The sequence below is a fragment of the uncultured Jatrophihabitans sp. genome, from assembly GCF_964246335.1.
Classification (GTDB): Bacteria; Actinomycetota; Actinomycetes; order Mycobacteriales; family Jatrophihabitantaceae; genus Jatrophihabitans.
Map to the genome: position 1 here is coordinate 25,985 of NZ_CAXTQF010000017.1, position 15,290 is coordinate 41,274.

Below are 15,290 nucleotides of genomic sequence, written 5' to 3' on the forward strand. Positions count from 1 at the left end.
GCGCGCGCACGGCCCGCAGCGCCGCGCGTCTGGGAGACTGTGCGGTGTGTTGCGCTGGATCACCGCGGGGGAGTCGCACGGCCCTGCGCTCGTCGCCGTGCTCGACGGCCTGCCCGCGGGTGTCGAGATCACGACGGCCGACGTCGCCGCAGCACTCGCCCGGCGCCGCCTCGGCTACGGCCGCGGCGCGCGGATGAAGTTCGAGCAGGACGAGGTCGAGTTCACCGGCGGCGTGCGCCACGGCGTCACGATGGGCGGCCCGATCGCGGTGCGCGTCGGCAACACGGAATGGCCGAAGTGGCAGACCGTCATGTCCGCGGACCCGGTCGACGCCGATGTGCTGGCCGAGCAGGCCCGCAATGCGCCGCTCACCCGGCCGCGGCCGGGGCACGCCGACCTCACCGGCATGCAGAAGTTCGACGTCGCCGACGCCCGGCCCATCCTCGAGCGTGCGAGCGCGCGGGAGACGGCCGCGCGGGTGGCGATCGGCGCCATCGCGCGCGCCTTCCTGCACCAGCTCGCCGACATCGACCTCGTCAGCCACGTGGTGTCCATCGGCACCGTCGCCGCGCCGCCGGACGCCGTGCCCGGACCGGGCGACGGGCCGCGCGTCGACGCCTCGGACGTGCGGTGCTTCGACGCCGACGCCGGCGCCGCGATGATCGCCGAGATCGACGAGACGCGCCGTGCCGGCGACACCCTGGGCGGTGTCGTCGAGGTGCTGGCCTACGGGTTGCCGCCGGGCCTCGGCAGCCACACGCACGGCGACCGCCGCCTCGACTCACGCCTCGCCGCGGCGCTGATGGGCATCCAGGCGATCAAGGGCGTGGAACTCGGCGACGGCTTTGCCCTGGCGCGCAGTCGCGGCTCCCAGGCGCATGACGAGATCGTCGGCGCCGACGGCCGGGTGCGGCGCACGTCGGGCCGCTCAGGGGGCACCGAAGGCGGGATGAGCACCGGTGCGGCGCTGCGGGTGCGCGCCGCCATGAAGCCGATCTCGACCATTCCGCGCGCGCTGCAGACCATCGACACCGACACCGGTGAGTCCGCGGTCGCGATCAACCAGCGTTCGGACGTCTGCGCCGTGCCGGCCGCCGGCGTGGTGGCCGAGGCCATGGTCGCGCTGGTGCTCGCCGAGGCGACGCTGGACAAGTTCGGCGGCGACTCGCTGCGCGAAACCCGGCGCAACCTCGACGCCTACCGCAAGCGTCTCGCCGAACGCGGCCTCGAGGTCACCGCGGAATGAGTCCGCTCGCCGTGCTGATCGGGCTGCCCGGCGTCGGGAAAAGCACTACCGGCCGTCGGCTGGCGAAGATCATGTCGGTGGCCTTCCTCGACTCCGACGACGCCGTCGAGGCGGCCACCGGGCGCACCGTGCGTGAGCTGTTCGCGCACGACGGCGAGGCCGCGTTCCGGCTCGCCGAGACCGAGGCCGTCGTCGCAGCGCTGGACCGCTTCGCCGGCGTGCTCGCCCTCGGTGGCGGCGCGCTCGGCAGCGAGCGGACCTGCACCGCTCTGCGCGCCGCGCACGTGCCGGTGATCCGCCTGCAGGCCGAACTCGCGACGTTGGGCAGGCGCATCGGCGACGCCCGCACCCGCCCGCTGCTCGCCGCCGCGCCGGCCGAACGACTGGCGGCGTTGGCTGCCGAACGCGGCCCGCTGTACGCCGAGCTCGCGACCCTGACCGTCGACACCGACGGCCGATCGCCGGGCCAGGTCGCCGCGACGATCGCCGCGCGGCTGCACGAGCGCGACCGCGCCGCGACCTCCGCGGCGAAGAAATGACAGCCATGTCGGACGTCACCCGCATCGACGTCGCCGGGGCGACCCCGTACCCGGTGCTCGTCGGCCACGGACTGCTGCCCGCGCTGGCGCCGATGCTGGCCGGCGCCGCCCGGGTGGCGGTGATCCACCCGCCGACGCTGCTCGCCGCCGCCACCGCGGTGCGCACCGAGCTCGACCGCGCCGGGCTGCGGACCTCGCTGCTCGAGGTCCCGGACGGCGAGGCCGCCAAGCGCCTCGACGTCGCCGGACGCTGCTGGGACGCACTCGGCGAGCTGGGCTTCACCCGCTCGGACGCGGTCGTCGGGCTCGGCGGCGGAGCCACCACGGACCTCGCCGGGTGGGTGGCCGCGGCCTGGCTGCGTGGCGTGCGTGTGGTGCATCTGGCCACGACCCTCGCCGGCATGGTGGACGCCGCGGTCGGCGGCAAGACCGCGATCAACACCGCACGGGGTAAAAATCTCGTCGGGGCGTTCCACCCGCCCGCGGCGGTGGTGTGCGATCTCGCGACGCTCGAGACGCTGCCCCGCGAGGACTACGTCGCCGGGTTGGCCGAGGTCGTCAAATGCGGATTCATCGCCGACCCGCAGATCCTCGACCTCGTCGAGCGCGACCCGGCGGCCGCGAGCGTGCCCGGCAACCCCGTCGAGCGTGAGCTGGTCGAGCGCAGTGTGCGCGTCAAGGCCGACGTCGTGGGCGCGGACCTCACCGAGCAGGGGTTGCGCGAGATCCTCAACTACGGGCACACGCTCGGGCACGCCATCGAGCGCGCCGAGCACTACCGCTGGCGGCACGGCGAAGCCGTCTCCGTCGGGCTCGTCTTCGCGGCGGCTCTCGGCGCCCGGCTGGGCCGCCTCGACGACCCGACGCGCCGCCGGCACCGCGAGCTGCTCGACGCACTCGGCCTGCCGACGCGGTACGCCGCCGACGCGTACCCGGCGCTGCTCGACACCATGCGGGTCGACAAGAAGGCGCGCGGCAACCGGCTGCGGTTCATCGTGCTCGACGGGCTGGCCCGGCCGGTGGCCGTCGACGAGCCCGACCCCGCCCTGCTGGTCGACGCCTACTCGGAGGTCTCCTCGTGACCGCACCCGCGCGCCGCGTGCTCGTGCTCAACGGCCCCAACCTCGGCCGGCTGGGTACCCGGGAACCGCAGGTCTACGGCACCGCGACGTACGAGGAGCTCGTGGCGCTGTGCCGCTCCGGCGGCGAGCAGCTCGGTCTCGACGTCGAGGTCCGGCAGACCGACCACGAGGGGGAGCTGCTGGGCTGGTTGCACGAGGCCGCCGATGCGGGGGTGCCGGTCGTGCTCAACGCCGCCGGGCTGACGCACACGTCCGTCGCGTTGGGCGATGCGTGCGCGCTGCTCACCGCGCCGCTGCTCGAGGTGCACATCAGCAACGTCCACGCGCGCGAGCCGTACCGGCACACCAGCTACGTCTCTCCCCGGGCCACCGGGGTGATCGCCGGCCTCGGTGTGGAGGGTTACGTGCTCGCGCTCTCGTGGCTCTCGGCACACCAGGGCTGATTTCTGCCGCCGCAGTTCGCGCGGGCGTTCTACATTCGAACCATGCGCCCGGTAAGCGCGCACCGTTTCGAGGAGCGGGTACGCGGCAATCGACTCGTCGGCCGGCTCCTCGGCAACCGTGCCGTGCAGCTGCTGCGCCAGGCCCGCGAGGACGACCTCGGCGTGCACCTGTTGGCCGTCTCCGCGCAGCAGCTGCTCTGTACGGCTCCGCTCGCCGTCGCGCTCGCCGCGGTCAGCCAGCGGGCGACCGGCGTGTCCATCGCGGAAGTGCTGACGCACGTCCTGCAGCTCACGCCCCGGGCCCAGCACGTCGTCACTGCGTCGTTCGCCGGCTCGTCACACGTCAGCCTCACCGCGCTGTGGACGAATCTGCTGATCGCCGTCGCGTTCGGCGTGGGCGTCGCGGCGAGCCTGCAGCGTGGCCTCGAGATGATCTGGCGGCTGCCGCGATCACCGGCGCTGCCGAGCGTGCTGCGCCAGAGCCTGTGGGCGGTGATGTTGCCGCTGCTGATCACGGCCACCGTGGTGATCGGCCGGGGCAGCCACCAGATGCATCATGCGCGGACCTTGATCGTGGTGCTCGGCTTCATCGCCCAGATCGTGCTCGTCGCGGTCTTCGGCTGGTGGACGCAGCGACTGCTGCTGGCGCGGCGGGTGGGCTGGCATCGGCTCTGGCCGTCGGTCGGCTTCTTCCTGGTGGCTCTCACGGTCGTGCTGGTGCTGGCCCGCTTCCTGATCTCCGGTCAGCTCGTGTCGGCGCACCGCGCGTACGGCGACGTCGGGCTGCTGATCGTGCTGTCCGCCTGGGTGGGGGTGGCGACCACCAGCACCATGTCGGCCCTGACGCTGGGCTCCTGGCTGCGCCGCGATCACGAACTGGACCGCGGTTCGACGGCCGTCTATCCGCCGTCTTCCGCGCTCGACCGTGTCGATCCGGTCGACGGCGTCCACCTGCCGGGTGTCACCGCTGAGGACGTCGTCGACAGCCGATCCTGACCGGCGGCATACCCTGCCGCCATGACGAACGCGCTCGACCTCTACCACCGCGCCGCGCGGATCCCGGTGCTCGGCCGCGGCGCGTTCTCGCTGGTCTTCGCGCTCAAGGCGCCGTACTTCCTGACCATCGCGCCGTCGCTGGTCGAGATGCGGCCGAACCACGCCGAGGTGCGGGTGCGCAAGTGGTGGGGCGTGCACAACCACATCGGCACAGTGCACGTCATCGCGATCGCCAACGGCATGGAGATGGCGATGGGCGCACTGGCGGAGGCGAGCATCCCGGCGCACCTGCGGTGGATCCCGAAGGGCATGCAGCTGGAGTACCTCGCCATGTCCGACTCCACGATGACCGCGACCGCCGACACGGATCCGGCCGACTGGACCGGTCCGGGTGAGGTCGCGGTGCGGGTGCAGTCCACGCGTACGGACGGCACCGTCACGGTGCGCGGCATCATCACGTTGCACGTCAGCGAGCGGCCCAGCGCCCAGCCCGCCGACGCCTGACTGCGCTCAGCGCACCCGGCGCGGGCCGAACTGCGGAGTCTGCCGCTTCAGGTTCGCGGTACGCGCGATGCGGTGGTTGCCGCCGCGCATCAGCCGGGCCTGCAGCACCGTCTCGATCCAGAACGCCCGGCCGGGCGAGCGGTGCCAGGTCGAGTGGAACAGCCGCTTGGTCAGCGCGAGGGCGTCCGGCGAGCGGGTCAACAGCTCGCCGGCCAGCGCGTCGGCCTCTTTCATCGGGTCGTCGGCGACGCCGGTGACCAGCCCGTACTCGGCGGCCCTCGTGCCGTCGAAAACCTCGGCCGTCATGGTCAACCGCTTGGCGACGTCCATCGGCACGAGCTCTCGCAGCGTCACCGATCCCGTCATGTCGGGGATCAGCCCCCACTTGCCCTCCATGATCGACAGCTCGCAGTCGGGCGTCGCGAAGCGGAAGTCGGCGGCCAACGCCAGCTGCATTCCGCCGCCGTAGCAGTGGCCGTGCAGCACCGCGATCACCGGGACCGGCAGCTCGCGCCACGCCCAGCAGGCGCGCTGGAACAGGTTCGTCGAACCGGGCAATTTCAGCGCGGCACGGGTGAACGCGGCCGCAGACCTGCCCACCGAGGCGAAGTCGAGACCTGCGCAGAACGCGTTGCCGTTGCCGCTGATGATCACGGCGCGGATCTGACGGTCCGCGGCGATCATGGCAGCGGTGTCGACCAGGGCGTGCAGCATCGGTAGGTCGAGGCCGTTGTACTTCTCCGGCCGGTCGAGGCGTACGCGGGCAACCCCCGCGTCGATCTCCAGCGTCACGCGGTCGCTCATCGGCCCCACCCTACGGTGGCTAGACTCCACCGTCGTGGCATCTACCAACGACCTCAAGAACGGCATGGTCCTCAACATCGACGGCCAGTTGTGGACCGTCGTCGAGTTCCAGCACGTCAAGCCGGGCAAGGGCGGCGCCTTCGTGCGCACCACCTTGAAGAACGTCATGTCCGGCAAGGTCGTCGACCGCACGTTCAACGCCGGCACGAAAGTCGAGACGGCGAACGTCGACAAGCGCGCGATGACCTACCTCTACAAGGAGGGCACCGACTACGTCTTCATGGACTCCGACACCTACGACCAGGTGCCGGTGCCCGCGGAGACGGTCGGGACGAATGCGAACTACCTGCTCGACAACGCCGAGGTCGCGGTCGCGGTGCATGACGGCACGCCGCTCTACCTCGAGCTGCCCACCAGCGTCGAGCTGATCATCAGCCACACCGACCCGGGGCTGCAGGGCGACCGCGCCACCGGTGGCACGAAGCCGGCGACGGTCGAGACCGGCGCGGAGATCCAGGTGCCGCTGTTCGTCAGCACCGGCGAGAAGGTCAAGGTCGACACTCGCGACGGCCGTTACCTCGGCCGCATCAACAGCTGACCGGCGCCTGGTGGCTGCCCGCAGCAAGGCGCGCAAGCGTGCCGTGGACGTGCTCTACGAGTCCGAGGTGCGTGACGTCGCCCCGGTGACCGCGCTGGCCGAGCGGGTCGCGCTGGCCGAACCGCCGGTCAACGACTACACGATCGAGCTCGTCGAGGGCGTGGCCGACCACCTGACCCGCATCGACACCATCCTCGACGACTACGCCGAGGGATGGGCGCTCGCCCGGATGCCGGATGTCGACCGCGCGGTGCTGCGGGTCGGCGTGTACGAGGTGCTGTGGCGTGCGGACGTACCCGACGCCGTCGCGATCGACGAGGCGGTCGAGCTCGCGAAGACGCTGTCGACCGACGACAGCCCGAAGTTCGTCAACGGCGTCCTCGGCCGGGTGGCGCACGACCGACCCGTGACCGAAACCGGCCTGGAGGCCTGATGAACGACGACAAGTACCTCAAGCACGCCGAGCTGACCATCGACGCGCCGCCGGCCGAGATCTTCGCGCTGCTGAGCGATCCGGACCGGCATCCGGAGATCGACGGGTCGGGCACCGTGCGTGGTGTCCAGGCATCCACGGCCCCGCTGCGGGCCGGCTCGGTGTTCGACATGCACATGAAGCACGGTTACTCCTACAGCACCCGCAACACCGTGGTTGAACTCCAACCCGATCGCGTCATCGCGTGGCAGACCCGGCCGCTGACCCGGCCGCTGTCGTGGCTCATCGGCGGCCGCATCTGGCGTTACGAACTGACCCCGGACGGGTCGGGCACCCGCGTCATGGGCACCTGGGACCTGCGCCCGGAGCGCAAGCGGGCGCTCGTCCGACCGCTGGCCGGCGATCCCGGCGCCGACATGCTCGAGACGCTGCGGCGTATCGGCCGCATCGTCACCGGGGGCCGCGAGTCCTAGCCGGCCTACGGCTCGCCGTCGATGATGACCGACTCCGGCGCGAGCACCTGCCAGCGCACCAGCCGTTCGGTGAGGTTCTCGATCGACGTGTCGTACATTAGCGCGAGCGTGCGCAAGTCTTCGTAACGCACCGACAGGGTGCGGGTGCCGACGTCACCGCGTTGGCGCTGGATGGAGTTCGCGAAGCGCCGCAGGATGCTGGACTCGCCCTCGCTGAGGTCGGTCACGCGGTCGAGGTTGAGCACGATGCGCGAGAGCGGTGCGCCACCGCGATCGACCGGCGTCGGTGTCTCCTCCGGCGGCAGCAGGTCGCCGACGGGGACGCCGTAGAACTCGGCGAGCTCGGACAGGCGCTGCACCGACACGGCGCGGTCACCGCGCTCATAGGAGCCGACGACGACGGCCTTCCAGCGGCCACCGGACTTGCGCTCGACGCCGTGCAGCGACAGGTGCTGCTGCATCCGCACCGCCCGCAGCCGAGCGCCCAGCGCCTTGGCGTATCGGTCGTTGGCAACGGTGTCGTCGCCGAACGCTTTCTCAGTCATGTCGTCCCTGTCGTGAGCAGCCTCGGGTCCCCGTGGTCGGACAAAAGTCCGAGCCGAAGCTCAGGAGACCGTAACTTCGGCGACAAGGCGTGTCAAAGACCGCAGCCCGGGCTGTGGGCCGTGCCGCCGCACGCGTCGACACGCTTCGCGGTGCGCCGAACCGGCGCCGCAACTCCTGTTAGTCTGCGAACAAATCACTCCTTTAATGGACCGTCCCGTGAGGCGGACAAGGAGGCTCTGTGTCCGGTCGTACAGGCGTGCCCGCGAGCACCGTCCTGCGCGGCGACGACGTCGCCCGCATCACCGATCGCATCGCCCACCAGATCATCGAGAACATCGCGCGGGGCGACTTCGACGCCGTGCTGCTGGGCATCCCGACCCGCGGCGTCCCGCTCGCGCACCGCCTCGCCGAGCGCATCGAGCGCTTCGCCGGTGTGGCGCTGCCGGTGGGCTCACTCGACATCACGCTCTACCGCGACGACCTGCGGATGCGCGGCGTCCGTCCGCTCGCGCAGACCTGCGAGCCCGCCGGCGGCGTCGACGGCCGCACCGTCGTGCTCGTCGACGACGTCCTGTGCTCCGGCCGCTCCGCCCGCGCGGCCCTGGACGCGCTCACCGAGCTCGGGCGGCCACGCGTCGTGCAGCTCGCGACGCTCGTCGACCGCGGCCACCGCGAGCTGCCGATCCGCGCCGACTACGTCGGCAAGAACCTGCCCACGTCGCGCGAGCAGCGCGTCCGGGTGCTGATGAGCGAGATCGACGGCACCGACGCGGTGCTCGTCGACGACGGCGATGTCGGCGACATCGACGACGAGCCCGTCGCCCGTCAGGAGGCCTGATGCGCAATCTGCTGTCCGCCGCCGACCTGGACCGCGACGCCGCGCTGGCGATCCTGGACACCGCGCAGCGCATGCACGACGTGCAGACCCGCGAGGTCAAGAAGCTGCCGCCGCTGCGCGGGCGCACCATCGTCAACCTGTTCTTCGAGGACTCGACGCGAACCCGCTCGTCGTTCGAGATCGCCGGCAAGTGGCTGTCGGCAGACGTGATCAACGTCAGCGCCAAGGGTTCGAGCGTCAGCAAGGGTGAGAGCCTGCGCGACACCGTGCTCACCGTCGCGGCGATGGGCGTGGACGCGCTGGTCGTGCGGCACAACGCGTCCGGCGCGGTGGCCCGCATCGCCGGCTGGGTCGACTGCGCGATCGTCAACGCCGGTGACGGCACGCACGAGCACCCGACGCAGGCGCTGCTCGACGCGTACGCGCTGCGCGCGCGGCTCGGCGATCTCGCCGACCGGCACGTCGTGATCGTCGGCGACATCACGCACAGCCGGGTTGCCCGCTCGAACGTGCTGCTGCTGCGCACGCTCGGCGCGCGCGTCACCATCGTGGCGCCGCCGACACTGATGCCGTCCGGCGTGCACGCGTGGCCGTGCGACACGTCCTGGGACCTCGACGCGGTGCTGTCCGGCAAGGCGCACGGTGACGTGGACGCGGTGATGATGCTGCGCGTGCAGCGCGAGCGGATGTCGGGTGGCTACTTCCCGAGCGAGCGCGAGTACGCGGCCGGCTACGGGCTCTCGCCCGAACGGGTCGACCTGCTGGGCGACGACGTGCCGATCCTGCACCCGGGGCCGATGAACCGCGGCCTGGAGATCTCCTCGGTGGCCGCCGACGATCTCGGCCGCTCGCTGGTGCTCGACCAGGTGCAGGCCGGCGTGGCGGTGCGGATGGCGGTGCTCTACCGGCTGCTGTCCGGCGGGCCCGAGGCGGTCGCCGAATGAGTGTGGTCCTGCGTGGTGTCGCACCGCTCGGCGGCGAGCCGACCGACGTCCTGATCGACGGCGAGTCGATCGCCGAGGTCGGTCCGCGCCTGGCCGGCGACGACGTGATGGACGCGGACGGGTTGGTGCTGCTGCCCGGACTCGTCGACCTGCACACGCACCTGCGTGAGCCGGGCCGTGAGGACACCGAGACGATCGCGTCCGGCTCCGCCGCGGCCGCGCTGGGCGGCTTCACCGCCGTACACGCGATGGCCAACACCGACCCGGTTGCCGACAACGCCGAGATCGTCGAGCAGGTGTGGCGACGCGGCGTGGACATCGGGCTCGTCGACGTGCGCCCGGTCGGCGCGGTCTCGCACCGGCTGGCGGGGGAGACGCTCGCCGAGCTCGCCTCGATGGCCCGCTCGGCCGCGGCGGTGCGCGTGTTCAGCGACGACGGCCGGTGCGTGCACGACGCGCGGCTGATGCGCCGCGCGCTCGAGTACGTCAAGCCCTTCGACGCGGTGATCGCGCAACACGCGCAGGATCCGCGGCTGGCCGACCACGCGGCCTGCGCGCACGAGGGCGTGCTGTCCGGCGAGCTCGGCCTGCCGGGTTGGCCCGCGGTCGCCGAGGAGTCGATCGTGGCGCGTGACGTCATGCTCGCCGAGCACACCGGATCGCGGCTGCACGTATGTCACGTGTCCACGGCGGGCACGGTCGAGGTGCTGCGGTGGGCCAAGCAGCGCGGCATCGCCGTCACCGCCGAGGTGACGCCGCACCACCTGCTGCTCACCTGCGACCTGCTGCGCGGTTACGACCCGGCGTTCAAGGTCAACCCGCCGCTGCGCCCGAGCGAGGACGTCCAAGCCCTGCGCGCCGGCCTGGCCGACGGCACGATCGATGCCGTCGCCACCGACCATGCGCCGCACGCCGCGCACGACAAGGACCACGCGTTCGCCGACGCCGCATTCGGCATGCTGGGTCTGCAGACCGCGTTGGGCGTCGTCGCCGAGACGATGGTCGGCACCGGGCTGCTCGACTGGGCCGGTGTGGCCGATCGGATGGCGGTGCGGCCGGCGCAGATCGGCCGGGTGGCCGGGCACGGCGGCGCGCTGGTCGCGGGCCTGCCGGCGAACCTGACGCTGATCGACCCTGCGGGTGCGTGGACGGTGGACCCGGCGAGGCTGGCGTCGCGGGCGCGCAACACGCCCTTCGCCGGCCGGTCACTGCCGGCGCAGGTCGTGGCGACGGTGCTGCGCGGGCGGTTGACGGTGCGCGGCGGCAAGATCATGACAGGAGTGAATGCATGAGCGGCAGCGCCATCCTGGTGCTCGAGGACGGCCGGACCTTCACCGGCACCGCGTATGGCGCGGTCGGCGAGACGTTCGGTGAGGCCGTGTTCAACACCGGCATGACCGGCTACCAGGAGACGCTGACCGACCCGTCGTACCACCGGCAGGTCGTCGTGCAGACCGCGCCGCACATCGGCAACACCGGCGTCAACGACGACGACGTCGAGTCGCGCCGCATCTGGGTCGCGGGCTACGTCGTGCGCGACCCGGCGCGGCGGCCGTCCAACTGGCGCTCGCAGCGGTCGCTGGACGACGACCTCGCCGCGCAGGGCGTGGTGGGCATCAGCGGCGTCGACACCCGCGCCCTGACCCGACATCTCCGCGAGCGGGGCGCGATGCGCTGCGGCGTCTCGACCACGACCACGGATCCGGAAGCCTTGCTGCGCAAGGTGTTGGACTCCCCGCCGATGACGGGCGCCGACCTCTCCGCGCAGGTGACCACCCCCGAGGCCTACCGGGTCGACGCGATCGGTGACACCCGGTTCAGCGTCGCGGCCCTGGACTTCGGCATCAAGGCCATGACCCCGCACCGGATGGCGGAGCGGGGCATCACCTCGCACGTGCTGCCGTCCACCTCGAGCGCCGACGACGTCGTGGCCACCGGAGCCGACGCGGTGTTCCTCGCCAACGGGCCCGGTGACCCCGCGGCGGCCGACGACGCAGTGGCCACCGTCCGTGAGCTGCTGCGCCGCGAGGTACCGGTGTTCGGCATCTGCTTCGGCAACCAGATCCTGGGCCGGGCGCTCGGCTTCGGCACCTACAAGCTCGGCTACGGGCACCGCGGCATCAACCAGCCCGTGCAGGACCGCCGCACCGGCAAGGTCGAGATCACCGCCCACAACCACGGTTTCGCGGTCGACGCGCCGCTCGACCGGGCCGTCGACACCGACTTCGGTGCCGTCGAGGTGTCGCACGTCTGCCTCAACGACGACGTCGTCGAGGGGCTCGTCGCGCGTGACGTGCGCGCGTTCAGCGTGCAGTACCACCCGGAGGCCGCGGCCGGCCCGCACGACGCCGCGTACCTGTTCGACCGCTTCGTCGAGCTGCTCGAAGGCGACAGCGAGTGAGCATCGCAGCGAGCGGCAGCGAGCGAGCGCGGAGCCGAGAAATGTCATTGGAGGGGACGAAGTAGTGCCCAAGCGGACGGACATCAGCCACATCCTCGTGATCGGCTCGGGGCCGATCATCATCGGCCAGGCCTGCGAGTTCGACTACTCGGGCACCCAGGCCTGCCGGGTGCTGCGCAGCGAGGGCTACCGCGTCAGCCTCATCAACTCCAACCCGGCGACGATCATGACCGACCCCGAGTTCGCCGACGCCACCTACGTCGAGCCGCTGACACCGGAGTTTGTCGAACGCGTCATCGCCAAGGAGCGCCCGGACGCGCTGCTGCCGACGCTCGGTGGGCAGACCGCGCTCAACCTGGCCGTCGCGCTGCACGACACCGGCGTGCTCGAGCGCTACGACGTCGAGCTGATCGGCGCGGACATCGAGGCCATCCAGCGTGGCGAGGACCGCCAACGCTTCAAGGAGATCGTCGCGCGGGCCGGCGGCCGGACGCCGTCGTCACTGGTGTGCAAGACGCTGGACGAGGCCGTCGAGTTCGCGCAGACGGTCGGCTACCGGATCGTGGTGCGCCCGTCGTTCACCATGGGCGGCCTCGGCTCCGGGCTCGCCAACGACGCCGAGCAGGTCCGCCGGATGGTCGCCTACGGGCTGTCGGTGAGCCCGGTGCACGAGGTGCTGGTCGAGCAGTCGGTGCGCGGCTGGAAGGAGTTCGAGCTCGAGCTGATGCGCGACAAGCACGACAACGTCGTGGTGGTCTGCTCGATCGAGAACCTGGACCCGATGGGCGTGCACACCGGCGACTCGATCACCGTGGCGCCGTCGATGACACTGACCGACCGCGAGTACCAGCACATGCGCGACGTCGGCATCGCCGTGCTGCGCGAGGTCGGCGTCGACACCGGCGGGTGCAACATCCAGTTCGCGATCGACCCCGCCACCGGCAACATGATCGTCATCGAGATGAACCCACGGGTGTCGCGCTCGTCCGCGCTCGCCTCGAAGGCGACCGGCTTCCCGATCGCCAAGATCGCCGCGAAGCTTGCAGTCGGCTACACCCTCGACGAGATCCCCAACGACATCACGTTGAAGACGCCGGCGGCCTTCGAGCCGACGCTCGACTACGTGGTGGTCAAGGTGCCGCGCTTCGCGTTCGAGAAGTTCCCCGGTGCGGACCCCGTGCTGACCACGCACATGAAGAGCGTCGGCGAGGCGATGGCGATCGGCCGCAACTTCACCGAGGCGCTGGGCAAGGCGCTGCGCTCGATGGAGACGAAGGCCGCCGGGTTCTGGACGGTTCCGGAGCAGGAGCTACCGATCGAGGAACTGCTCGAGCGCGCCGGTGTGCCGACCGACGGCCGGCTGTACTGGGTCGAGCGCGCGCTGCGGGCCGGGGCGAGCGTCGAGCAGGTGCACGACGCCACCGGTATCGACACGTGGTTCGTCGACCAGATCGCGCTCGTGGTCGAGATCGGCACGCAGGTACGCGATGCGCCGACGCTCACCGAGGCGTTGCTGCGCACCGCCAAGCGGCACGGCATCTCGGACCGGCAGATCGCTGCGCTGCGTCCCGAGCTCGCGGGCGAGGACGGCGTGCGGTCGCTGCGCCACCGGCTGGGCATCCGGCCGGTGTTCAAGACCGTCGACACCTGCGCCGCCGAGTTCGCGGCGACGACGCCGTACTTCTACTCCGCGTACGACGAGGAGTCCGAGGTCGACCGGACCGGCCGGCAGAAGGTGATCATCCTCGGCAGCGGGCCGAACCGCATCGGGCAGGGCATCGAGTTCGACTACTCGTGCGTGCACGCGGTGATGGCGCTGCGCACGGCCGGCTACGAGACCGTCATGATCAACTGTAACCCGGAGACGGTGTCTACCGACTACGACACCGCGGACCGGCTGTACTTCGAGCCGCTCACTTTCGAGGACGTGCTCGAGGTCGTGCACGCCGAGCAGGCATCGGGCGATCTCGCGGGCGTCATCTGCACGCTCGGCGGGCAGACACCGCTCGGGCTCGCGCAGCGACTCAAGGACGCGGGCGTGCCGGTGCTCGGCACCCAGCCGGAGGCGATCGACCTCGCCGAGCACCGCGGCGCGTTCGGCCGGGTGCTGGAGGAAGCCGGGCTGCCGGCGCCGAAGCACGGCACCGCGACGTCGTTCGAGCAGGCGAAGGCGGTGGCCGACGGCATCGGCTATCCCGTGCTGGTGCGCCCGTCCTACGTGCTCGGCGGGCGCGGGATGGAGATCGTCTACGACGAGCAGCACCTGGCCGACTACATCAACCGGGCCACCGAGATCACGCCGGACCACCCGGTGCTGGTCGACCGCTTCCTGGACGACGCCGTGGAGATCGACGTCGACGCGCTCTACGACGGCGAGCAGCTCTACCTCGGCGGCGTGATGGAGCACATCGAGGAGGCCGGGATCCACTCCGGCGACTCCGCGTGCGCGCTGCCGCCGATCACCCTCGGCGCGGGCGACATCGCCGCGGTGCGTGCGTCGACGATGGCGCTGGCGCGGGGCGTCGGTGTGCGCGGGTTGTTGAACGTGCAGTACGCGCTGCGCGGCGATGTCCTCTATGTGCTGGAGGCCAATCCGCGCGCCAGCCGCACCGTGCCGTTCGTGTCGAAGGCGACGAGCGTGCCGCTGGCCAAGGCGGCCGCGTTGATCGCGGCCGGCGCGACCATCGAGCAGCTGCGCGCCGACGGCGTCCTGCCACGCACCGGCGATGGCGGCAACCTGCCCGACGACGCACCGATCGCGGTCAAGGAGGCCGTGCTGCCGTTCAACCGGTTCCGCACACCGGCCGGTGACCAGGTCGACTCGATCCTCGGGCCGGAGATGAAGTCGACCGGCGAGGTCATGGGCTTCGACGCCACCTTCGGCACCGCCTTCGCGAAGTCGCAGTCGGCGTCCTACGGGTCGCTGCCGGTCAAGGGCACGGTGTTCGTCAGCATCGCCAACCGCGACAAGCGTGCGGCGATCTTCCCGGTCAAGCGGCTGCACGACCTCGGCTTCCGGGTGCTCGCCACGGCCGGCACCGCGCAGGTGCTGCGCCGCAACGGTGTCGACGTCGAGGTCGTCGGCAAGTTCAGCGACGGCCCGGGCAACATCGTCGAGAAGATCCTGGCCGGCCAGGTCGATCTCGTGCTGAACACGCCGTGGGGTTCCGGCGGCCCGCGCGTGGACGGCTACGAGATCCGCACTGCCGCGGTTACCGCCGCGATCCCGTGCCTGACCACCGTGCAGGCGGCTGCAGCGGCGGTGCAGGGCATCGAGGAGATCTCCCGCGGCGAGGTCGGCGTCCGCTCGCTGCAGGACCTGCATGCCCAACTCGCCCAGTGGCGCGCGGGGGCCCCACGTTGAGTGGTCAGTTGTGGGCTGAGTGGTCAGTTACACGTGACCGCTCAGCCCCGAAGTGGCCACTCAATGCAGTAACGGGAGG

16 protein-coding genes are annotated in these 15,290 nt (G+C 71.4%); 14 read left to right on the forward strand and 2 right to left on the reverse strand.

What is annotated here, in order from left to right; genetic code table 11:
• Positions 1–46: 46 nt before the first annotated feature.
• The 6 genes from aroC to ACFFCN_RS07375 are packed head-to-tail and all read left to right on the forward strand — an operon-like array spanning position 47 to position 4,810.
• Positions 47–1,246: a chorismate synthase gene (gene aroC / locus ACFFCN_RS07350; protein WP_375490492.1), complete on the forward strand. Its 1,200-nt coding sequence runs from the start codon at positions 47–49 to the stop codon at positions 1,244–1,246.
• Positions 1,243–1,785: a shikimate kinase gene (locus ACFFCN_RS07355; protein ID WP_375490493.1), complete on the forward strand. Its 543-nt coding sequence runs from the start codon at positions 1,243–1,245 to the stop codon at positions 1,783–1,785. Before aroC ends, ACFFCN_RS07355 begins: the two co-directional genes overlap by 4 nt.
• A gap of 5 nt (positions 1,786–1,790) precedes the next feature.
• Complete coding sequence (gene aroB, locus ACFFCN_RS07360) at positions 1,791–2,867, forward strand: 3-dehydroquinate synthase (protein ID WP_375490494.1); 1,077 nt, start codon at positions 1,791–1,793, stop codon at positions 2,865–2,867.
• Entirely contained in the window at positions 2,864–3,310 is a 447-nt protein-coding gene (gene aroQ, locus ACFFCN_RS07365) for a type II 3-dehydroquinate dehydratase (RefSeq protein WP_375490495.1), read from the forward strand. The genes aroB and aroQ overlap by 4 nt, the downstream gene beginning before the upstream one ends.
• A gap of 42 nt (positions 3,311–3,352) precedes the next feature.
• Positions 3,353–4,306 carry a hypothetical protein gene (locus ACFFCN_RS07370; RefSeq protein ID WP_375490496.1) on the forward strand — a complete coding sequence of 318 codons (954 nt, stop codon included), beginning with the start codon at positions 3,353–3,355 and terminating at the stop codon, positions 4,304–4,306.
• Between the two features lie 21 nt (positions 4,307–4,327).
• On the forward strand, positions 4,328–4,810 hold the full coding sequence (locus ACFFCN_RS07375) for a hotdog fold domain-containing protein (RefSeq protein ID WP_375490497.1): 483 nt from the start codon (positions 4,328–4,330) through the stop codon (positions 4,808–4,810).
• A gap of 6 nt (positions 4,811–4,816) precedes the next feature.
• On the opposite strand, the gene ACFFCN_RS07380 is transcribed toward ACFFCN_RS07375, so the two are convergent.
• A complete protein-coding gene (locus ACFFCN_RS07380) occupies positions 4,817–5,614 on the reverse strand; it encodes a crotonase/enoyl-CoA hydratase family protein (RefSeq protein WP_375490498.1) in 798 nt (265 codons plus the stop codon).
• Between the two features lie 34 nt (positions 5,615–5,648).
• On the opposite strand from ACFFCN_RS07380, the gene efp reads away from it, so the two are divergent.
• The 3 genes from efp to ACFFCN_RS07395 are packed head-to-tail and all read left to right on the forward strand — an operon-like array spanning position 5,649 to position 7,118.
• Complete coding sequence (gene efp, locus ACFFCN_RS07385) at positions 5,649–6,212, forward strand: elongation factor P (protein WP_375490499.1); 564 nt, start codon at positions 5,649–5,651, stop codon at positions 6,210–6,212.
• A 10-nt stretch (positions 6,213–6,222) separates the two neighbouring features.
• Positions 6,223–6,645, forward strand: coding sequence for a transcription antitermination factor NusB (gene nusB / locus ACFFCN_RS07390; protein ID WP_375490500.1), 423 nt, complete (start codon positions 6,223–6,225; stop codon positions 6,643–6,645).
• Positions 6,645–7,118, forward strand: a complete 474-nt coding sequence (locus tag ACFFCN_RS07395; RefSeq protein ID WP_375490501.1) for an SRPBCC family protein — start codon at positions 6,645–6,647, stop codon at positions 7,116–7,118. The genes nusB and ACFFCN_RS07395 overlap by 1 nt, the downstream gene beginning before the upstream one ends.
• A gap of 5 nt (positions 7,119–7,123) precedes the next feature.
• Here the strand turns inward: ACFFCN_RS07395 and ACFFCN_RS07400 are convergent, their stop codons facing one another.
• Positions 7,124–7,663 (reverse strand): transcriptional regulator, encoded by a 540-nt coding sequence (locus tag ACFFCN_RS07400; protein WP_375490502.1) that lies wholly within the window; start codon positions 7,661–7,663, stop codon positions 7,124–7,126.
• A 239-nt stretch (positions 7,664–7,902) separates the two neighbouring features.
• Here ACFFCN_RS07400 and pyrR point away from each other — a divergent pair, with 239 nt between their 5' ends.
• The 5 genes from pyrR (at position 7,903) to carB (ending at position 15,211) form a co-directional block, all read left to right on the forward strand.
• Positions 7,903–8,502, forward strand: a complete 600-nt coding sequence (gene pyrR / locus ACFFCN_RS07405; protein ID WP_375490503.1) for a bifunctional pyr operon transcriptional regulator/uracil phosphoribosyltransferase PyrR — start codon at positions 7,903–7,905, stop codon at positions 8,500–8,502.
• The gene (locus tag ACFFCN_RS07410; RefSeq protein WP_375490504.1) at positions 8,502–9,446 is read left to right on the forward strand and encodes an aspartate carbamoyltransferase catalytic subunit; all 945 of its coding nucleotides are present in this window, start codon (positions 8,502–8,504) and stop codon (positions 9,444–9,446) included. The genes pyrR and ACFFCN_RS07410 overlap by 1 nt, the downstream gene beginning before the upstream one ends.
• Positions 9,443–10,738, forward strand: a complete 1,296-nt coding sequence (locus ACFFCN_RS07415; RefSeq protein ID WP_375490505.1) for a dihydroorotase — start codon at positions 9,443–9,445, stop codon at positions 10,736–10,738. The genes ACFFCN_RS07410 and ACFFCN_RS07415 overlap by 4 nt, the downstream gene beginning before the upstream one ends.
• Positions 10,735–11,847 (forward strand): glutamine-hydrolyzing carbamoyl-phosphate synthase small subunit, encoded by a 1,113-nt coding sequence (gene carA, locus ACFFCN_RS07420; RefSeq protein WP_375490506.1) that lies wholly within the window; start codon positions 10,735–10,737, stop codon positions 11,845–11,847. Before ACFFCN_RS07415 ends, carA begins: the two co-directional genes overlap by 4 nt.
• A gap of 64 nt (positions 11,848–11,911) precedes the next feature.
• Positions 11,912–15,211, forward strand: coding sequence for a carbamoyl-phosphate synthase large subunit (gene carB / locus ACFFCN_RS07425; RefSeq protein WP_375490507.1), 3,300 nt, complete (start codon positions 11,912–11,914; stop codon positions 15,209–15,211).
• Positions 15,212–15,290 lie beyond the last annotated feature (79 nt).